At 64.9% G+C, this 19,673-nt stretch carries 12 protein-coding genes; 10 read left to right on the top strand and 2 right to left on the bottom strand.

Annotation, left to right across the window (positions count from 1 at the left end):
• Window positions 1-290 precede the first annotated feature (290 nt).
• On the bottom strand, window positions 291-1,208 hold the full coding sequence (locus MO486_RS07540) for a rhodanese-like domain-containing protein (protein ID WP_242905756.1): 918 nt from the start codon (window positions 1,206-1,208) through the stop codon (window positions 291-293).
• Window positions 1,209-1,454: 246 nt separating this feature from the next.
• Between MO486_RS07540 and MO486_RS07545 the strand changes: the two genes are divergently transcribed.
• The 10 genes from MO486_RS07545 (at window position 1,455) to MO486_RS07590 (ending at window position 17,828) form a co-directional block, all read left to right on the top strand.
• Window positions 1,455-2,303, top strand: a complete 849-nt coding sequence (locus MO486_RS07545) for a CoA ester lyase (protein WP_242905758.1) — start codon at window positions 1,455-1,457, stop codon at window positions 2,301-2,303.
• Between the two features lie 59 nt (window positions 2,304-2,362).
• The gene (locus MO486_RS07550; protein WP_242905762.1) at window positions 2,363-4,789 is read left to right on the top strand and encodes a sodium:solute symporter; all 2,427 of its coding nucleotides are present in this window, start codon (window positions 2,363-2,365) and stop codon (window positions 4,787-4,789) included.
• A gap of 57 nt (window positions 4,790-4,846) precedes the next feature.
• Entirely contained in the window at window positions 4,847-5,722 is an 876-nt protein-coding gene (locus tag MO486_RS07555) for a LysR family transcriptional regulator (protein ID WP_242905764.1), read from the top strand.
• A 260-nt stretch (window positions 5,723-5,982) separates the two neighbouring features.
• The gene (locus tag MO486_RS07560; RefSeq protein WP_242905765.1) at window positions 5,983-8,223 is read left to right on the top strand and encodes a TonB-dependent receptor; all 2,241 of its coding nucleotides are present in this window, start codon (window positions 5,983-5,985) and stop codon (window positions 8,221-8,223) included.
• A gap of 85 nt (window positions 8,224-8,308) precedes the next feature.
• Window positions 8,309-9,589 carry a serine hydrolase domain-containing protein gene (locus tag MO486_RS07565; protein WP_242905766.1) on the top strand — a complete coding sequence of 427 codons (1,281 nt, stop codon included), beginning with the start codon at window positions 8,309-8,311 and terminating at the stop codon, window positions 9,587-9,589.
• Complete coding sequence (locus MO486_RS07570) at window positions 9,586-10,545, top strand: ribokinase (RefSeq protein WP_242905768.1); 960 nt, start codon at window positions 9,586-9,588, stop codon at window positions 10,543-10,545. Before MO486_RS07565 ends, MO486_RS07570 begins: the two co-directional genes overlap by 4 nt.
• A 14-nt stretch (window positions 10,546-10,559) precedes the next feature.
• Window positions 10,560-12,749, top strand: coding sequence for an SUMF1/EgtB/PvdO family nonheme iron enzyme (locus MO486_RS07575; RefSeq protein WP_242905770.1), 2,190 nt, complete (start codon window positions 10,560-10,562; stop codon window positions 12,747-12,749).
• Window positions 12,749-14,602 (top strand): beta-L-arabinofuranosidase domain-containing protein, encoded by a 1,854-nt coding sequence (locus tag MO486_RS07580; protein WP_242905772.1) that lies wholly within the window; start codon window positions 12,749-12,751, stop codon window positions 14,600-14,602. The genes MO486_RS07575 and MO486_RS07580 overlap by 1 nt, the downstream gene beginning before the upstream one ends.
• An 88-nt stretch (window positions 14,603-14,690) precedes the next feature.
• On the top strand, window positions 14,691-15,890 hold the full coding sequence (locus MO486_RS07585; RefSeq protein WP_242905774.1) for a CoA transferase: 1,200 nt from the start codon (window positions 14,691-14,693) through the stop codon (window positions 15,888-15,890).
• A gap of 90 nt (window positions 15,891-15,980) precedes the next feature.
• Window positions 15,981-17,828 (top strand): acyltransferase family protein, encoded by a 1,848-nt coding sequence (locus MO486_RS07590; RefSeq protein ID WP_242905776.1) that lies wholly within the window; start codon window positions 15,981-15,983, stop codon window positions 17,826-17,828.
• A 28-nt stretch (window positions 17,829-17,856) separates the two neighbouring features.
• Here MO486_RS07590 and recQ read toward each other — a convergent pair whose 3' ends face one another.
• Window positions 17,857-19,665, bottom strand: a complete 1,809-nt coding sequence (gene recQ, locus MO486_RS07595; protein WP_242905778.1) for a DNA helicase RecQ — start codon at window positions 19,663-19,665, stop codon at window positions 17,857-17,859.
• Window positions 19,666-19,673: the final 8 nt, after the last annotated feature.

Raw genomic sequence — 19,673 nt, forward strand, 5'->3', positions numbered from 1 at the left:
TTCTGGTCAAAAGTTTGAGATTCACGCTGGTAGGCTCGATGGGCTTCCCCTTCCCGTGTGAGTCGGTTCCCAAAATTCGACAAGAGATCAGGGCCTTGCATCGTCGTTTCCGGTACAGAGAAAGGACGCAAAGCAGCGCAAATGCAGCCCTTTTTCTCTTATCATCGATTGGCCGCGCCGACGTTCTGGTCGATGGTTCGAATCATTCTCTGGCCACCACTTAGTCAAGTTCCTGGTTCTCTCTGCCGCAGCTGTGACTTCGCGACTGGTGATCGCGCGGCGACGGACATCTAGACGTCGCGTGCGACCTCATATCCCTCGGCTTGCCAGGCATGGAATCCGCCCGCCAGTGGGCGAACGCGACCAAAGCCGCGCTTTTTCAGTTCGCGGGCCAGCAATGCCGCCGAGGCTTCGTTGGGGCAGTCGCAGTACACGATCACTTCGTCCTGCGGGTCCAACTGCGCGTCGGCCAGGCTGGCGACGAACACCGCACCGGGGATCCAGCCGTCGTCGCGTTGTGCGGGCGAGCGGACATCCAGGATCAGCGGCATCGCGCCGCCCGAGAGCAACTGGTAGAGCTCCGGCACGGTGATGCGCGCCATCTTGAGTTCCTGCAGGAAGCGGTGACGCTGCCACCACTTGTAGGCGACGAATGCGGCGATCACGGCCAGGACGAGGGGCAACCCGTAGCGTCCGAGGTCTTCGAGGCGTAACAGCACGTCATTGACGGCTTCATGGAAGATCGCACCTAGCGCGACCGCAACACCGGCCCACAGCATTGCGCCCAGGCTGTCGAAGAAGACGAAACGCGGTACCGGCGTGCGGTTCTCGCCCGCGAGCGTGGTGGCGACGGCGGCGAAACCGGGCACGAACTTGGCGCCGATCAGCGAAGGCGCACCCCAGCGGGCATAGATGTCGCGTGTCATCAGCACGCATGAGTCCGGCGACAGCGACAGCCGGCACATCAATCGCAACAGGCGCACGCCGAAGCGCCGGCCACCGGTGAACCACAACAGGTCGGCCAACACGGCCGCCAGGGTTGCGACCGCAAGGATGGGCAGCACGCTCTCGCCTTTGTCCACGGCGAGCGCTGCGGTAACGACCAGGGGCGGGTAGGCCGGTATCGGCAGCCCACCCTGATCGAGGAAGACCGAGACGAAAACGACCAGGAGGCCGTAGCCCGCAATCAGGTCCAGCAGCATGTCCATCGGTCTTGCGGTTCTCTCAGGTCAGCGCAGACAGTGTCTGGCCGGCGTACTTGTCCTGCAACCGTCGAGCTTGCAACGCAGCGTCGCTCCCTGCGCGTGAACGATTGTTCCGGTGTTGGCTTGTACAAGCTTCTCGCCCCCGACTGCACCCGCCAATCGAAAGAATCCCTATCGTCTGAATATGCCTAACCGCAGGCCAGCTGCAGGGCTTTTGTCGCAAACTCCACGCGATGGAAGCAACGGCCAATGCGTAGCAAGTTGTTCATTCCCGGGGCCCGCCGGGACTTGTTCGCCAAGGCGCTGGCCGGCGAGGCGGACGCGTTGTCGCTGGACCTCGAGGATTCGGTTCCTGCGGAATCGAAAGCAGATGCCCGCATGGCGGTATCCGAGTTCATCGGCTCCGAAGCAGCGACAAGCGCAGCGAAGGCGATCATCGTCCGGACCAACGGTCCCGACACGCCGTGGTTCGAAGGGGACGTGCAGGCCGTGGCGCGATCGGGACTGGCGCTGCTGAACCTGCCGAAGATCGAGTCTGCCGAACAACTGCTCGCAACGGTGCAGCTGCTGGAGCGCGCGGAGGCGGCGAACAATGTGCCTGCGCCGATCCGGTTGCTGGTCAATATCGAGACACCGAAGGCACTGGCCAACGCGGCCGTCATCGCCGCGGCGCATCCGCGCGTTGCTGGTCTCCAGGTAGGCCTCGGCGATCTGTTCGAGCCATTGGGCATCGATCGCGGCGATCCCGCCAACGTGCATGCCGTCCTGTTCGCCGTGCGCATGGCCGCCGCGCAGGCCGGTGTCTTCGTGCTCGATGGCGCGTTTCCCGATATCGCCGATGCGGATGGGTTCACCGAAGAAGCGCGCCGCGCGCGCCGTCTTGGGTATCTGGGAAAAAGCTGCATCCATCCCAGCCAGGTGGCGCTGGCCAATGCTGCGTTCGCCGCGACCGAGGCAGAACTTGCGCAGGCGCGTCGTATCGTCGAAGCGGCCCAGGTGGCACGACGGGAAGGGCGGGGCGCGTTTGTCGTGGATGGCCGCATGGTCGACCTGCCGTTCCTCAAAAGCGCGCAGGCGTTATTGGCGGGAAACCGATGACGTACTCCGCTTCCCACTGCTGTTCCATTCGCGTCGCGAACCCCAAGGCTGTTGACCTCATGACGCGTGCATGGTTGCTGGTGTTGATCCTCTGCGCGCTTGTCTTTGTGATGCCCGCGCATGCGGACAGCCTCACGCCGGTGAAGGCCACGGCACTCCCTGCGCTTCCCAGCGGTGAACCTCTGATAGGCATTGCCGTCGTCGGCGGCACGCCGATCGCCATCCAGCGCGAAGCGGTGTGGATGCTCGATCCCCCCGGGCACACGGCGTGGTCGCGTGCGCAATGGCCCGAAGGCGCGGCGTCGTCCGTCATCGAAGGCGTTTTTGGCGACGGACTGCGCGCCTACGCGTTGACTGGAACCGGCGCAGGCGAGGTGACGACTGTCGAGCAGATCCAGGTCGTCAACGGCGAACTCAGGCGCACGGCATTACCGTCTTTGCCCGCGGCCATGCGCGAGACGCGCGGGACGCTGTTGGGCCAGACGTTGTTCGTCGCGGGATTGACCGGTTCGTCGCCACGCCTGTTGCAGATTTCGCTCGACGCGGTGCGCCCGCAATGGAAAGAAATCCCCGGCTGGCCGGCCGATGCGCCTGCGACGACGCTGGCTGGACAGACGGGCGCGATCTTCGCGACCGTCGCCGGTGGAGACACCTTGTGGCGCTGGTCGGCAGACAAGGGATGGACGGCACGCGGCACTGTTCCCGGCATCGTCCTCCCGGGTTCCGGGCGCGCGATCGGGCAGGCACACATCATTTATCTGGTGCGCGATCCCACGCAGCCGGACGCACCCGCCGAGTTGCGAACGTTCCAGACCATCACCGGATCATGGGCGACGCTGCCTGGTGCGACCGTTTCCGATCCTCTCTATTCCGCGGCGTGGCAGGACGGCCTGTTCTGGGCGCAGGCAAGCGCGGACGGCCGCGGCATCGACTTCACCCAGGCACGCGTGCAGTCGACGAAGGTGCTGCTGAAGTGGCTGGACTGGCTGGTCATCATCACCTACCTGGCGTCGATGATCGGCATCGGTTTGTTCTTCTACCTGCGCGAAAAACGCAACTCGACGGCCAGTTTCTTCGTCGGCGGCCGCAGCATTCCGTTCTGGGCAGCGGGCGTGAGCCTGTATGCCACCAACACCAGTTCGATCAGCTTCATCGCGATCCCCGCCAAGGCATTCGAGACCAACTGGCAGTACCTCACCAACAACCTGATTGCCGTGCTCGGACTGATGTTCGTCGCGGTCTGGATCGTGCCGTTGTTGCGCCGGCTCGACCTGATGTCGGTGTTCAGCTATCTGGAAACCCGCTTCCATCCCGCGATCCGCATGCTGGCGAGCGCGCTGTGCATCGTCATGCAGATCGGCAGCCGCATGAGCGTCATCCTGTTCCTGCCAGCGCTGGCGATCGCCACCATCACCGGCATCAGCCTGACGCTGAGCATCCTGCTCATGGGCGGCTTCACCATCATCTATACGGCGATGGGCGGAATGAAGGCGGTGATCTGGACCGATTTCGTCCAGGTCATCGTGAAGATGGGCGGCGCGATCTTCGCCATCGTCTTCATCGTGTGGCAGCTGAAAGGCGGATTCGGCGAGTTCGTCGAGATCGCGACCGCCGAAGACAAGATGCACCTGTTCGACTTCAGCTTCGATCTCACCAAGGCCACGGTGTGGGGCTTCATCTTCCTGGTGCTGTTCGACGTCGTGCTGACCTTCCCCAAGGACCAGGTGCTCATGCAGCGCACGCTGTCGACCAAGTCCGACAAGGAAGCCGGTCGCTCCATCTGGGCGTTCGCCGCGATCATGATCCCGGGCGGCTTCGTGTTCTACGGCATCGGCACGGCCTTGTACGTCTACTACAAGGCCCACCCGGAACGGATGAATCCGCTGTTGCCGATCGATGCGACGTTCCCGCTGTTCATCGCCGCGGAGCTGCCGATGGGCGTGACCGGCCTGATCATCGCGGGCATCTTTGCCGCGGCGATGGCCACGCTGTCGGGCATCATGAACAGCGTCGCGACCCTGGTTTCGGTCGACTTCTACGACAAGCTGGTGAAGAACGGAACGCAGAAGAAGAGCGTGTTCTTCGCCGAGATCATGACGGTGGTCGTCGGCCTGGTCGGCATTGGCGCCGCGCTGCTCCTCTCGCGTTTCGACATCCATTCGCTGTTCGACGTCTCGATCGAACTCGCCGGCCTGTTGAGCGGCGGTTTCGCCGGTGCCTATACGCTCGGCATGTTCACCCGGCGCGCGAATTCGCCGGGCGTGGCGATCGGCATCGCCAGCAGCATCGCGCTGACCTTCCTGGCGTGGTCCTTCAAGCTCGTGCATCCCTATTTCTACCTGGCGATCTCGATCATGCTGTGCATCGTGATCGGCTACCTGGCGAGCCTGTTCTTCCCGGCACCGACGCGTTCGCTCGACGGGCTGACGATCTACCGCGACCTGGGCCCGTCCCGTGCCGCACCCGAGGCCGAGCCGCAGGTGTAGCCCTCGCGGAGGCGTGACCAAGTGGTGTAGCCTGCCGGCGGCCCAGAGCGAGTTGCCGTGGAAACGCAGTACCTCAACACCTTCCTCATCGTCGTCGACCAGGGCTCGCTAGCCGCTGCGGCGCGCGTGTTGAACATCACGCCGGCCGCCGTCGCCCAGCAGATCAGGACCATCGAGCGTGAACTCGGCACCACGCTGATCGCACGCGTGGGCCGCACCGTCAGCGTCACCGAGGAAGGCGCGCGGATCTTCGAGCGCGCGCGCGAACTGGTGCGTGGCGTGGCCGATCTCCGCAGCATCGCCAACGACAACGCGGTCTCCGGGGAATTGCGGCTGGGGGCCTGTCCAACCGCGCTCGCAGGCATGTTGCCCGACGTGCTGGCGCGCATGGTCGAAACGTTTCCGCAGATCAACGTGTTCATCCAGCCCGGTTACTCGGCGGACCTGTATCGCGCGATCGAGCACAACGACCTCGATGCCGCGATCGTGCTGCAAGCGCCGTTCGCGCTGCCCAAAACCTGCGAATGGCAACTCCTGCGCGAGGAGCCGCTGGTGGTGCTGGCGCCGGAAAGCATGGCCGGCCGCGATCCGCATGAGCTGCTCGCGACACAACCCCTGATTCGCTACGACCGCCATCAATGGGGCGGGCGCCAGGCGGACGACTACCTCCGCGCCGCCGGGATCGTTCCGCATGAGCGGTTCGAACTCAATGCACTGAACGCGATCGCCGTGATGGTCGACCGCGGGCTTGGTGTATCGCTCGTCCCCGACTGGGCACGACCGTGGCCGGAAGGCGTCAGGCTCGTGCGCTTGCCGCTTCCGCTTCCTGCCGAGCCGCGACGCATCGGGATCGTCTGGTCGCGATCGAGCGTGCGCGTCCGGCTGGTGAACGTGCTGCTGCAGGAATGCCGCAAGGCAGCGAAGGCGTCGTAGTCCACGCCGATACGCGAACGCGCTGACCGGACTCACCGGATGTTGCATCGCAGCAGCAACAAAAACTAGGCACTGAACATAGTGCGGGGCGGTTTCCGCCCGACGCAGGTGGCCATAGGCTGCGAGCCACACACACCGCAGGACTGCACGGCGCCGTGAGGGGGGCGCCGATTCGCACGGATGCCGCGGATCCGCTTTTCGAGTTCATACCGCGCGCCACAGCGGCGCGCTCTCGCAGCTACGAACAGAAGAGACTGCACATGATCAAGCCACTTTCCGCAGCCATCGCCTGCATCCTGCTGGCCTCCGTCGCGTCGCAAGCGCACGCACAGGCGCAGGACACTTCGGGTGAAACCGACGAACAGGCCAAGAAGGACACGCCGACCGACCTCGACCGGGTGATCGTGACGGGCACGCGCAGCCCGAAGGCGGTCGACAAGATTCCCGGCGCCATCAACCTGGTCTCGCAGGAAGAAGTGCAGCAGACCCTGGTGTTGACCGAGGATGCCACCGCGGTGCTGGCGCGCACGGTGCCCGGCTATGCGGAGTCCTCGCAGGCGATGAGCAACACCGGCGAGAACCTGCGCGGCCGCGTCGCGTTGCGCCTGTTCGACGGCGTGCCGCAGGGTTCGCCACTGCGCGAAGGCACGCGCAACGGCACGTTCACCGACATGGGCCTGGTCGGCCGCATCGAAGTGATCAACGGCCCTTCGGCTTCCGAAGGCATCGGCGCGGCGGGCGGCATCATCAATTACATCTCCAAGGTGCCGACCAAGCCAGGCAACGAGACCACGATCACCTCGCGCTACTCCTCCCAGTTCGCCGACGACAGCGAAGGCTGGAAGCTCGGCGTCAACTTCGCGCGCAAGGCCGAGGCCTACGATCTGTTGTTGAGCGCCTCGTACATCGACCGCGGCATCTCCTACGACGCCAACGGTCGCCGCGTCGGCATGAACACCAGCGGCTCGGTCTCCGACTCGGAAGCGCGCAATCTCTTCGTCAAGGTCGGCTTCGATTTCGGTGCCGACTATGCGCAGCGCCTCGAAGCCTCGGCCAGCCACTTCAAGATCGAGGGCAAGGCGAATTACCACCAGGTCGAGGGTTGCCGGTTCGACGAGAACAACCCGGCTGCTTGCCCCGTGCCGACAACGAATACGTCCGAACGTGGATCGATCGCCGGTTCGTTGGCCGAATTCAACGACTTCAAGCAATACCAGTTGAACTACTCGCATAGTGATTTCTTCGGCGGCACGCTGGTCCTCAATGCGTACAAGGCCGACCAGGCGATGCGCTACCTGCCGGAGAACGGTGAGGACAAGCAGTTGGTCAAGCCGGCACCTCCGGTGGACCAACGTATCTACGACCAGTCGGAGATCGTCGCCGAGAAGCACGGCCTGCGTTCGTCGTGGACCCGCCCGGAGTTGTTCGGCGTGACGGGCCTGGAAATGCGCATCGGCCTGGACCTGGTCGAAGACACGGCACAGCAGCGATTGGCGCTGACCGATCGCCTCTGGGTGCCGCCGATGGAGTACACCAGCACCGCGCCCTGGATCCAGTTGTCGTGGGATATCGGCCCGGTCACGCTCAGCGGCGGCTATCGTCGCGAGGACGACGAACTGCAGGTCGACAGCTACACCACCACGGCGTTCCGCAACAGCGTGTTCGTCCAGGGCGGCAACGTCGAATACACCGAGGACCTGGTCAACTTCGGCGCGATCTGGCGCGTGACCGATGGCTTCTCGCTGTTCGGGTCCTACGGCGAAGGCTACACCTTGCCCAACATCGGCATCCCGCTGCGCAACATCAGCGTGCCCGGCCAATCGGTGGAACGCATCGACGACCTTCAGCCGATCATCTTCGAGAACACCGAGTTCGGCTTCACCTGGCGCGGCGACGATTGGTCGTTGAGCGGATCGCGCTATGACTCGCACTCCGATTTTGGCGCTTCGCTGGCGATCGATCCGGCCACCAACGATTTCATCCTGACGCGTGCGCCGGTCGACATCGAAGGCTATGAACTCAATGCCGAATGGCGCTTCTCCGAGAACTGGAAAGCAACCGCGATCTATTCCCATACCGAGGGCATGACGTCGTTCTACCCGGCGAGCACTACCGGCCTGTACCCGGCGGGCGCACTGCGCAAGCCGATGGGCGTGCTCGACATCAATCCGGACAAGTTCGCGTGGTCGGTCTCCTGGAAATTCGTTCCCAATGGCGAGATCAACCTCGGCGCGACCACGTTGCGCTCACGCACCTTGTCGGGTTCCGACGTGCGGCCGTTCGACGGCGCCACGTACAGCTACCGCGAGGAAACCGATGGCTACACCCTGTTCGATCTCGGTGTGAACTATCAAACCCAAAGCTTCGGCAAGTTCTCGCTCGGCGTGGAGAACCTGTTCGACAAGCAGTACATCCTCAGCTGGTCGCAGGTGCCGGGCTTCCAGAACTACTGGGCGGGTCGCGGGCGGATGGTGTCGCTGACGCATACGTTCACGTTCTGACCGGTTGACGATGGCGTTCCTATCGCGCGAGGCCGGTGCAAGTTCACCGGCCTCTGCGTCCAGGGCAGCAGGAGCTTCCCCTTTCATGCGATTTTTCTGCATGCTCGCCGCGTTCCTTGCGACCGCCGCTCCGGCGGTCGCGTTGCCTGCGGATGCTCCCTTGCCAGTCGTGGCGCCCGCTGCCGAAGGCTTTTCGCCCGAGCGTCTCGAAAAACTCGGCCGCTTCATGCACAAGACCACCGACCAGAACGGATATCTCGGCGGCGTGACGCTCGTTGCGCGCAACGGCCATATCGTCGACTGGCAGGCGTATGGCCATCGCGATCTCGCACGCAAGGCGCCGATGGCGCGCGATGCGATCTTCCGCATCTATTCCATGACCAAGACGGTCACGACCGTGGCGGTGATGATGCTGGTCGAGGAAGGCAGCATCGCGTTGGACGATCCGGTGTCCAGATACCTTCCCGGATTTTCTGCGCCCAGCGTGCTGACCGCAGGCGCGGATGGGAAGCCGGTTTCGCGACCCGCGGTGCGGCCGATCACCATCCACCACCTGCTCACGCACACGGCTGGATTCCCCGCCGGTTTGAAGGGCGACGAGCCGGCCATGGCACGCATGGAGCAAGACGACCCGCACGGCGCGCGCGATCTGCGCGGCTTCGTCGAACGGCTGTCGCGCGCACCGCTGGCCGCCGATCCCGGCACCCGTTTCGGTTACGACGCCGCTGCGCTGGAAGTGGCGGCACGGCTGGTCGAAGTGGTGGGCGGCGTGTCGTTCGAACAGTTTCTGCGCGAGCGGATCTTCGTGCCGCTGGGCATGCGCGATACCGGCTTCAGCGTGCCGGATGCCGAGCGCGGACGTGTCGTGGACATCACCACGATGGGCGAGGACGGCAAACTTCGCCTCGATGACGGACCGAGTGCGTTGCATCCCGGCGTTCCCTTGAATGCGTACACCAGCGGCGCCGGCGGGCTGTACTCGACGGCCGGCGATTACGCGCGCTTCTGCCAGATGCTGTTGAACGGCGGCCAGCTCGGCGACGTGTCGATCCTCGGACGCAAGACGGTCGAATCAATGATGCGCAACCACCTCACGATGCTGGATCGGCCCGTCACCCAGTTCAGCAATGCCGAAGGCTTTGGCCTCGGCGGTTACGTCGTGATCGACGTTGCGCTCCGCGGCCAGCTCGGGTCGCTCGGCCAGTTCGGCTGGAGCGGTTCGGCGTCCACGACTTTCACGATCGATCCGGAGGAAAAGCTCGTCGCGATCCTGATGCTGCAACACCTGCCGCGCCAGGACATGCGCGACCTGCCGCGCATCAGTCGCAACTTCTACACGCTGGTCTACCAGGGATTGGTGCAATGACCGCACGACGTAGGGGCAGGGTGTTGGTCGCCGGCTCGGCCAACCTGGACTTCGTCGTTCGCGCACCGCGCGTGCCGGCTCCGGGTGAAACGATCCTCGGATACCAGTGCACGACCTTTCCGGGCGGCAAGGGCGCCAACCAGGCGGTTGCCTGCGCGCGGGCGGGCCATGTCGAAACCCGCATGCTGGTGGCGCTGGGCGACGACCCGCAGGCAGAGCCGATCGAGGCATCGCTGCGTTCGGCGGGCGTGCAACTCGACATCGTACGGACACCGCAGGTGGCGACTGGTGCGGCGTTCGTGTGCGTCGGCGACGATGGCGAGAACGCCATCACCGTCGTCTCCGGCGCCAACGCGCAATTGCGTGAAGAAGACCTGCCCGAGCTGCATGGCGTCGACTGCCTGCTGTTGCAACTCGAGACGCCGCTCGCCAGCGTCGAGGCCTGGGCACGGAAGGGGCACGTCGCTGGCGTAACGGTCGTACTGAACGCCGCGCCGGCGCAACAGTTGCCGGAATCCCTGCTGGCGGTGGTGGACCTGTTGGTGGTCAACGAAGGCGAGCTCGCTACGGTCGTGTCCGCTCATGGCGATATCGCGGCGCGCATCGGCGATCCCCACCTACCGAGCGTCGTGGTCACCCTTGGTGCGCGCGGATGCTGCGCCAATGTCGATGGCCGGGTGCTGCTGCAGCCCGGATTCCGGGTCGAGGCCGTGGACACCACCGGTGCCGGCGATACCTTCTGCGGCACGCTTGCGGCGTGCCTGGCCGCGGGCGAATCGATGGACAACGCATTGCGCCGCGCATCGGCGGCATCGGCGCTGGCCTGCACCCGTTTCGGCGCACAGACCAGCGTGCCGTCGCGCTCGGAAGTCGACGCCATGCTCGCCTCGGGTGAGGACAATGGCGTGCATGCGCGCGACGCACTGGCTGCATACTGCGGTTTGTCGCTTCACTGATCTGCTTCCAGACCATGACGTCTCCCTACGACATCGACTCGCAGCAAACGCCCGGCGACGAAGCCCCGCGCCAGCGCGTGGCCACGGAATACAAGTTCTCCCATGTCACCACAGGCCGTTACCTGCCGACACCAGGTAAGGCACCGGGTTGGCCGTTCGCCGAAATCGGGCATTGGAAGATCGACGTCAATGCCACCGCCGAGGACTGGATCGCGGAACTGCTGGACTGGCGACGCGAACACCTGACGCGCATCGGTTACGACGACGCCAACTATCGTCGCCCGGAACTGCAATGGGCGCAGCGCAACTTCGTGCATGCGCAGATCATGGTGGAGGATCGCTACTTCTACGATCCGGTCGCCGGGGAATACACGGTCGACCGCTACCTCGACGATCTCGAAGCGCGCTTTGGTGGCATCGACAGCGTGCTGATCTGGTTCGTCTATCCCAACATCGGCATCGACGATCGCAACAAGACGGATTTCGCTTACGACCTGCCGGGCGGGATCGAAGGACTGCGCGGTGCTATTGAACAATTCCATCGTCGCGGCGTGCGGGTGTTCCTGCCGACCATGCCATGGGACAACGGTACCCGCGTGCCGGAGCGCAACGACTGGGACACGATCGCCGCACTCGTCGCTGCCGTGGGTGCCGACGGCGTCAACGGCGACACCTACAACGGCGTGCCGCGTGCGTTCTTCGATGCGTGCGACGCGGCCGGACATCCGGTCGTGCTGCAGCCGGAATCCACCATCAGCGCCGAGGAAGCGCTGATCTGGAACGTCCAGAGCTGGGGCAAGAAAGCGCCGAACGAGGTCGTCCCCCCGGTCGCGAAGTTCAAGTGGCTCGAGCCACGCCACATGATCAATTACGAGAATCGCTGGGGCCGCGACCGCAATCACGACCTGCAGTACATCTTCTTCAACGGCATCGGCTACAACGCCTGGGAAAACGTCTGGGGCATCTGGAACCAGCTCACCCCGCGCGATGCGGAAACGCTGCGCCGGATCAGCGCCATCGAGCGCAGGTTCGCGTCGCTGATGGTCAGCATGGATTGGCGGCCTTATGCGCGGACGCGGCAGGCAGGTGTGTTCGCAAGTTGTTTTCCAGGCGAGGGCAGGGCGCTGTGGACGCTCGTCAATCGCAACGAGTTCGCCGTCGACGGCGAGCAGATCGCCGTGCCGCATGCGGAGGGCACGCGCTACTTCGACGCATGGAACGGCGAGGCGCTGCAGCCGCGCATCGACGGTGGTCAGGCAGTGTTGACTTTCGCGATGGAGCCGCGCGGTTTCGGTGCGGTGCTTGCGCTCGACGCGGGCAGCGATGAAGCGGAACTCGAAGCGTTCCTGGCGGCCATGCGCGAACGCAGCCGCGTGTCGCTGCAATCACTGTCCAATGCGTGGCGCTCGTTGCCGCAGGCGCTGGTTGAAATCGAACCTACGCAACGCGTGACTTCGCCTCCTGAGGGCATGGTCACGATTCCCGCCGGCGATTTCGATTTCGTGGTCGGCGGCGTGGAGATCGAGGGGCAGACGTGGGAAGGCGTCGACGTCCAGTACCCGTGGGAGCCGAGCGCGCGCCGCGGCCATCGCCAGCGCATGGCGATGCGGGCGTTTCACATCGACCGTTATCCGGTCACCAACGCGCAATTTTTGGAATTCCTGCAAGCCACGGACTATTGGCCTCGGGATGCGCACAACTTCCTGCGTCACTGGCGCGATGGCGCGCCGCCACGCGGCTGGGAACGAAAGCCCGTGACCTGGGTGTCGATCGAAGATGCGCGCGCCTACGCACACTGGGTGGGCAAGCGGCTTCCGCGCGAATGGGAATGGCAGTACGCAGCGCAGGGCACCGACGGACGTGTGTATCCGTGGGGCAATGCGTGGCGCGACGACGCGGTGCCTGAGCCCTGCCGCGCGCGACGCATGCGCGCACCGGACGACGTCGATGCGCATCCTGCCGGCGCCAGCCCGTTCGGCGTGATGGACCTGGTCGGCAACGTCTGGCAATGGACCGACGAGTACCACGATGAACATACCCGCGCCGCGATCCTGCGCGGCGGTAGCCTGTACCAGCCGCAGACGTCGCACTGGTATTTTCCGCAAGCCTATCGGCTGGACCAGCACGGCAAATACCTGTTGATGGCGCCGTGCAAGGACCGCTCCGGCGGCATCGGCTTCCGCTGCGCCGTGGACGCTGGTTGATGGCAGCAACGATCGCCACCCGCATGCGCGGTGTGCTCGGCGAAGCGCTGGAGGCGAACCTGCGCGGCCGGCTGTCGCATTTCATCGTTGACGAACACAGTCCGGCGATCGAGATGTTCTCGCCGCAACGCCGCGCGCAGAACATCGAAGGCGACTGGTACGGCGAGCACGCGGGCAAGTGGCTGTACGCCGCATCCAAGGCGGTCACCCGCAGCGATGACACCGAGCTCGCAGGAAAGTTGCGGCGCGTCGCGGATTACCTGATATCGGTGCAGGAGGACGACGGTTACCTCGGCACCTATGCGCCGGAACGGCGTTTCATGCGGCCGCAGCCACCGAAGCCCGGCACCTGGGATGGCGCACCCAGCGTGCGCACCTGGGATATCTGGACGCATGCCTATCTGCTGCTTGGACTGATCGAAGCCGCGCGCGTCCTGCAGGAGTCGCGCTATCTCGATGCCGCACACCGCATCGGCGATCTGTGCTGGCGGACGCTGGTCGATGGCGGCATCGACATCAGTGATCTCGGCAACCACCACGGCATGTCGGCCACCGTGCTGATGGATCCTGCGACGGAACTGTATTTCGCGACCGGCGAACAGCGCTATCTCGATCTCGCCTTGCATGTGTTGGCGAGCGCCGATCGCAACCCGGCGCTGGGGCTGCTTTCGCGTGCGCTGGCAGGCGCGGACGCCGCGGAGATCGCGACCGGCAAGGCTTACCAGCTCGCGTGGAATCTCGTCGGGCTGGCGAAGCTGCATCGGGCCACGGGCGACGTGCGCTATCGCGAGGCGGTGGAAGCACTGTGGCGCAGCATCCGCGACCATCACCTCACCTTGGGCGGCGGGCCGTGGGGTGGCGTGGCGCATCGTTCGCGTGAAGTGTTCAACCCGGCCGGCGTCTTCAGCCCGTACGCGTATGTCGAAACCTGTTCGACGCTGGCGTGGATCCAATTGAACCGCGAATTGCTTGCCATCACCGGAGCCCCGGTCCATGCCGAGGAGATCGAGCGCGCCGCCTACAACGACCTGCTAGGCGCGCAGGCGCCGGATGGCGAAGACTGGTGCTACTACGTGTTTCCGAATGGCAGGCGCGTGCACACCACCTATTGGCGCTGCTGCAAATCCAGCGGCGCGATGGCGCTGGAGGAGTTGCCGGCGATCGCATACACCGCTTCGGACGACTGCATCAGCGTCAACGTTTACGGCGAGAGCGAGGCGGTCGTCCAGTTGCCCGCAGCAGGGCGCGTGACACTCGTGCAGGCGACGGCGTATCCCTTCGACGGAGATATCCGGATCCGCATCGATACGCAAACGGAAGCCGAATTCGAACTGCAGTTGCGCATTCCGTCGTGGACGGACGCTGCCGCAGTGGAAATCAATGGCGAGACCTGCGACATCGCGATCGAACCCGGGCGCTACGCCGCCATCCGGCGCCGCTGGCTGAAGGGCGACGAAGTCGTGCTGCGATTGCCAATGCGCGTGCACGTGCATCGCGCCACGAACAGCAACATCCAGGAGTCGCGCGCACCGGACGGGAGTCCCGTGCAGCAGCAAGTGTTGCGCTTCGACTACCTCGCGCTCACACGCGGGCCGTTGGTGTACGCGACCGGATTGATCGACGGCTACAAGATCGAGGACACCATCCGGTTGCCGGAAACGCCGCCAGAGGCATGGCTGCGATTGACGCTGGCTGACGACGTGCCACGCGTCGAAATGCTGCTGCCGGACCGCGCGCCGATCGTGTTCGAGCCATACTTTCGCGCGGGCGGGCGTGTGGATGGCGCGTGGCGCCTGACCTGGATGTCGCTGGCGCCACCGGAAGCGATCGCGCCGGTAACCAATAATTTGTAGTACCAGAACATATGAAGCCTGCCTGTTTCCCGGTCACGCCATCCCGCAGAGTGATGCGTAACGCCCCCGCATCGGCTTCTCCACACGCATGAGCGACCCGTCAAAACCGGCAGAGGACGACGCCGTGGCAGGCCCGCTGAGCGGCGTGCGCATCATCGACCTGAGCGCGTACATCGCAGGTCCGTACGGCTGCACGCTGCTCGCCGATCAAGGCGCGGACGTCATCAAGGTCGAGCCGCCTGGCGGCGACAACCTGCGCCAATACCCATCGACCCTGCCCTCCGAAAGTCGTGCGTTCCTCGGCGTGAACCGCAGCAAGCGCGGCGTCGTGCTCGACCTCAAGCGGCCGGAAGACCATGCCGTGTTGTTGCGCCTGGTGCGCGATGCCGATGTCCTCGTCCACAACTTCCGTCCGAGCGTCCCGCCGCGCCTGGGCATCGACTTCGATCGGCTCAGCCTGATCAATCCGCGCCTGATCTACTGCGCGGTGACGGGGTACGGCGAGACCGGGCCGCTGAAAGACAAGGCCGGCTACGACCAGGTGCTGCAGACGATGACCGGGATGTGCACCCTGCAGGGCAAGCGCGGCGGTGCGCCGGAAATCATCTACGGCTCGGTCGTCGACTACTACGCCGCGGCCCTGCTCGCCGCCGGCGTCTCTTCTGCGCTGTACGAACGTGAGCGCAGCGGCCTAGGACAGTTCGTCGGCGTGTCGCTGCTGCGCAGCGCGTTGACCATGCAGTCGGCGCGCATGATCTGGGCCGATGGCGAAGCCCTCGACATCGGTCGCGACATGCGCTCTGGCGGCGTCACCGGCATCCATCCCACCCGTCAGGGATACATCTACATCTCCGCCAACACGCCGCGGTTCTGGCAGGCGTTGTGCTCGAAGATGGGACTGCAGGCACTCGCCGACGATCCCCGCTACGACACGGTGCGCAAACGCGCGCAACTTGCGGCAGAGATCGTTCCCGTGCTGCACGAGGCGCTGGCGATGCGCAGTGCCGAGGAATGGGAGCAGATCTTCGGCGACGAGGTGCCCAGCGCCGCGGCGCGCCGGATCGAAGACATGTTCGATCACCCGCAAGTACTGGCAGAAGAGTTGGTGACGACATTCGAGCATCCGGCGGTGGGCCGGTATCGCGGCGTGACGAATCCCATCCGTTTCGGCCGCACACCGAATCCCGCGCCGTTCGCTGCGCCGGTGCTTGGCCAGGACACCAAGGATGTCGTCGAATCGACGATGACAGCGTCGGAGCCAGCCTGGAAGCCGCGGACGGGACACTGATTCCGGCACGTAGGTTCCTGCCGCCATGCCTGTCGGCATCTGTGGCGCATGCAACGGTCATCCCCTCGACCAGCGTAGTAGCATCGTTACATGGGGAGATTGCCTTACCGTGCCGAGATCGACGGCCTCCGCGCCATCGCCGTGCTGGCGGTCGTGCTGTACCACGCGGGCGTCGGGAATGCCGGGTTCGTCGGCGTCGATGTGTTTTTTGTCATTTCCGGGTACCTGATCACGTTGCTACTGCTGCGTGAATGGCGTTCAACGCAGGCTATCGATGTGCTCGCGTTTTACGCCCGGCGCGTTCGCCGGATATTCCCCGCCGCCGCTGCCGTCGTGGTCGTCGTGCTCGCCGCATCCACGTTGCTGTTGTCGATCACGCCCCAGGTGCATACGTCGCTTTCCGCTGGGGCAGCGCTGGTGTTTGGCGCCAATGTGTTCTTCCAATTCACCAGCGGGGGCTACTTCGACGGGCGCGCCGAGGAGATGCCGCTGTTGCACCTCTGGTCGCTATCGGTCGAGGAGCAGTTCTATTTCCTATGGCCGGCGCTACTGATCCTGGTACTGCGATACAAGCCACGCCAGCTGTTGCCGATCCTCGTCGGCCTCGGGCTCGCATCGTTCGCGTGCGCTGAAGTACTGATGCGCATGGATCCAAGCGCCGCGTTCTACCAGATGCCGGCACGCTTCTGGGAGTTGGCCGCGGGCGGGATCATCGCGGTGCTTCCGGTGCGCGCCCTGCCGCGCTATGCGATTCATGCGGGCATCCTGTTCACACTGGCGGCATGTGTATGGCCGCTCGGCCACTTCCCGGGCGTCGGCGCGCTTCCGGCCGTGGCGGGCGCTGCCACGGTGATCGCCGCGGTGCACGGAGGCGCGACCAATGGTTTCCTGCGCTCGCGTGCGATGGTCGGCGTTGGCCTGATCTCGTATTCCCTTTATTTGTGGCATTGGCCGCTGCTGGCGTTCTACCGCGCCACATCGATCGGTGAGGGCAATACGCAGACCCGGCTGATGCTCTGTGGCGTGGCGGTGTTGCTGGCCATCGCCAGCTACCGCTATATCGAACAGCCATTCCGCCGTCTGCGCACGCCGAAGGGCCGCACGATTGCGGCCGGCGCCGCGGTTTCGCTCTCGTTGGCGATGGCCGCGTGCACTTACGGGCTACAGGCACAGCGCGACCAGGCGAAGGCCCCGGACAATCCGTTGGCGATGGCGGCCGAACGCGATCTACCGCCCGATTGGAAGCGATGCCACTACGGTGTCGCCGACGAAGGGCTAAAGCCAGGTTGCGAGACCATCCCTGGCCGCCCAGCCACGGTTGCGATGTGGGGCGACTCGATGGCGATGGCGTGGAAGCCGCTGCTGGGCAACCTCGATCAATCCGCCATCGCCTACTCACGCGACAGCTGCCCGCCCCTCGTCGGTTATTTGCCTGACAAAGTATTCCCGGGTGACCTGAAATGCCGTGATTTCAATGCTGCCGTAATCGAACAGGCCAAGCACATGGACACGGTGATACTCGTCGCCCGCTGGGGGTTGTCTGCACACGCAGTCGGCGAGCAAGGACTGCGAGACACACTGGCCGGCCTCGCATCGGTGCGTCGCGTGGTCATCATCGGGCCGACCCCGGAGATGCGCGAGGATGTGCCGCGCTGCATCCGGCAGAACGCGCTCGACCGATGCGCCGTGCCGCGCGCCGATTTCGAGGCGCGCACTGCGCCACTCCTGGCGAAGCTGCGCAGGCTGGCAGCCGGTCACGAGAATATCGAAATCATAGATACGACCGATTTCTTCTGCACCGAGACGAGTTGCCCTCCAGTGAAGGACGGCATGCCGTTGTACTGGGACTCCCATCACATCAGCGCTTCGGCCGCTGCTGAATTTTCGCGACGCTGGCTGACTGGCAAGGGCAATGGTCACCCCACGGCATCAGGTTGATGTCCATCTCCTGCGAGATCCCGCGTCATTAGCCCATCGCAAGGGTTTCCAGCACTGCGCGGCCATAACGTTCGAGCTTGCCCACGCCAATGCCGCTGATGCCAGCGAGCGCATCGAGATCATCCGGTTGCGACACTGCGATCGCGCGCAGCGTACTGTCGTGGAAGATCACGTAAGCCGGTATGTTCTGCTCGCGTGCGATGCTGGCGCGCCAGCCGCGCAAGGCTTCGAAGCGGGTCATGGCCTCGGGTGGGAGTTCGAGCGTGCCGATGCTGGCGGTGCCGCGACGTTCCCGTTCGCGCCTGCGTCGCGGCGCTTTTGGTTGTTCGGTGCGGAATGACAGTGTGCGCTCGCCACGCAGCACGGGTGCGGCGTCGACGGTGAGACGCAATGCGCCATGCACGTCGGCTTCGAGCAGGCCCGTCGCGACCAGTTGCCGGAACACGCCACGCCATTGCCTGGCATCGAGTTCGGCACCGATTGCCCATGTACTGAGCTGGTCGTGCTGCAGTTGCTGCACGCGCTCGGTGGCCTGGCCGCGCAGGATGTCGATCAGATGCGTCGCGCCGAAGCGCTGGCCGCTGCGATATGCGCACGACAACGCCTTGCGAGCGGCCAGCGTGCCATCCCAGCTTTGCGGTGGCTCCAGGCAGTTGTCGCAATTGCCGCAGGCGTCGGCGTGGGTTTCGCCGAACCAGCCCAGCAGCGATTGCCGCCGGCAACCCGTGGACTCGCAGTAAGCGAGCAAGGCATCGAGCTTGCGCAGTTCGAGGCGCTTGCGTTCCTCGCCGGCCTCGGACTGCAGGATCAGCTGACGCAGGTTCACTGTGTCGCCGAGGCCGTAGCACAGCCATGCTTCGGCGGGTTCGCCATCGCGGCCGGCGCGGCCGGTTTCCTGGTAATAGCCTTCGATCGACTTGGGCAGGTCGACGTGGGCGACGAAGCGCACGTCGGGTTTGTCGATGCCCATGCCGAATGCGATCGTCGCCACCATCACCACGCCGTCTTCCTGCAGGAAGCGTCGCTGGTTGGCGGCGCGCGTGGCTGCATCCATGCCGGCGTGGTAGGGCAGGGCGTCGATGCCGTCCTCGCACAGTTGCTCGGCGATCTTCTCCACCCGCTTTCGCGAGAAGGCGTAGACGATGCCGCTGTCGCCGCGATGCGCTTCGAGGAAATCGAGCAGCTGGCGATGGCCGCTCTGCTTGGTGACGATGCGGTAGCGGATATTCGGCCGATCGAACGAACTGACGAACTGCCGCGCTTCCTCCAGTGCCAGGCGTTCGGCGATCTCCTGCCGCGTGGGTGCGTCGGCGGTGGCGGTCAGCGCGATGCGCGGCACCTGCGGCCAGCGTTCGTGCAGGACGGTGAGCGCACGGTACTCGGGACGGAAGTCGTGGCCCCATTGCGAGACGCAATGTGCTTCGTCGATCGCGAACAGCGCGATCTGCGCGCGATCCAGCAGCGAGAGGAACCGTGGGGTCAGCAGCCGTTCCGGCGCCACGTAGAGCAGGTCGAGCCGGCCGTCCAGCAGCGCGCGTTCGACTTCCGCGGCGCTGGTCGCATCGAGCGTGGAATTGAGGAAGGCCGCACGCACGCCGAGCTGGCGCAGCGCCTCGACCTGATCCTGCATCAGCGCGATCAGCGGCGAAACCACGATGCCGCAACCCTCGCGCAACAGTGCCGGCAACTGGAAGCACAACGACTTGCCGCCGCCGGTGGGCATCAGGACCAGCGCGTCACCGCCGCCGGTGACGCAATCGACGATCTGCGCCTGCTCGCCGCGGAACTCGCGGTGGCCGAAGATGCGGTTGAGCAGGATCAGGGCGGTGTCGGGCATGCGACTAG

The sequence above is a fragment of the Lysobacter sp. CFH 32150 genome (genome assembly GCF_022758295.1).
Lineage (GTDB): Bacteria > Pseudomonadota > Gammaproteobacteria > Xanthomonadales > Xanthomonadaceae > CFH-32150.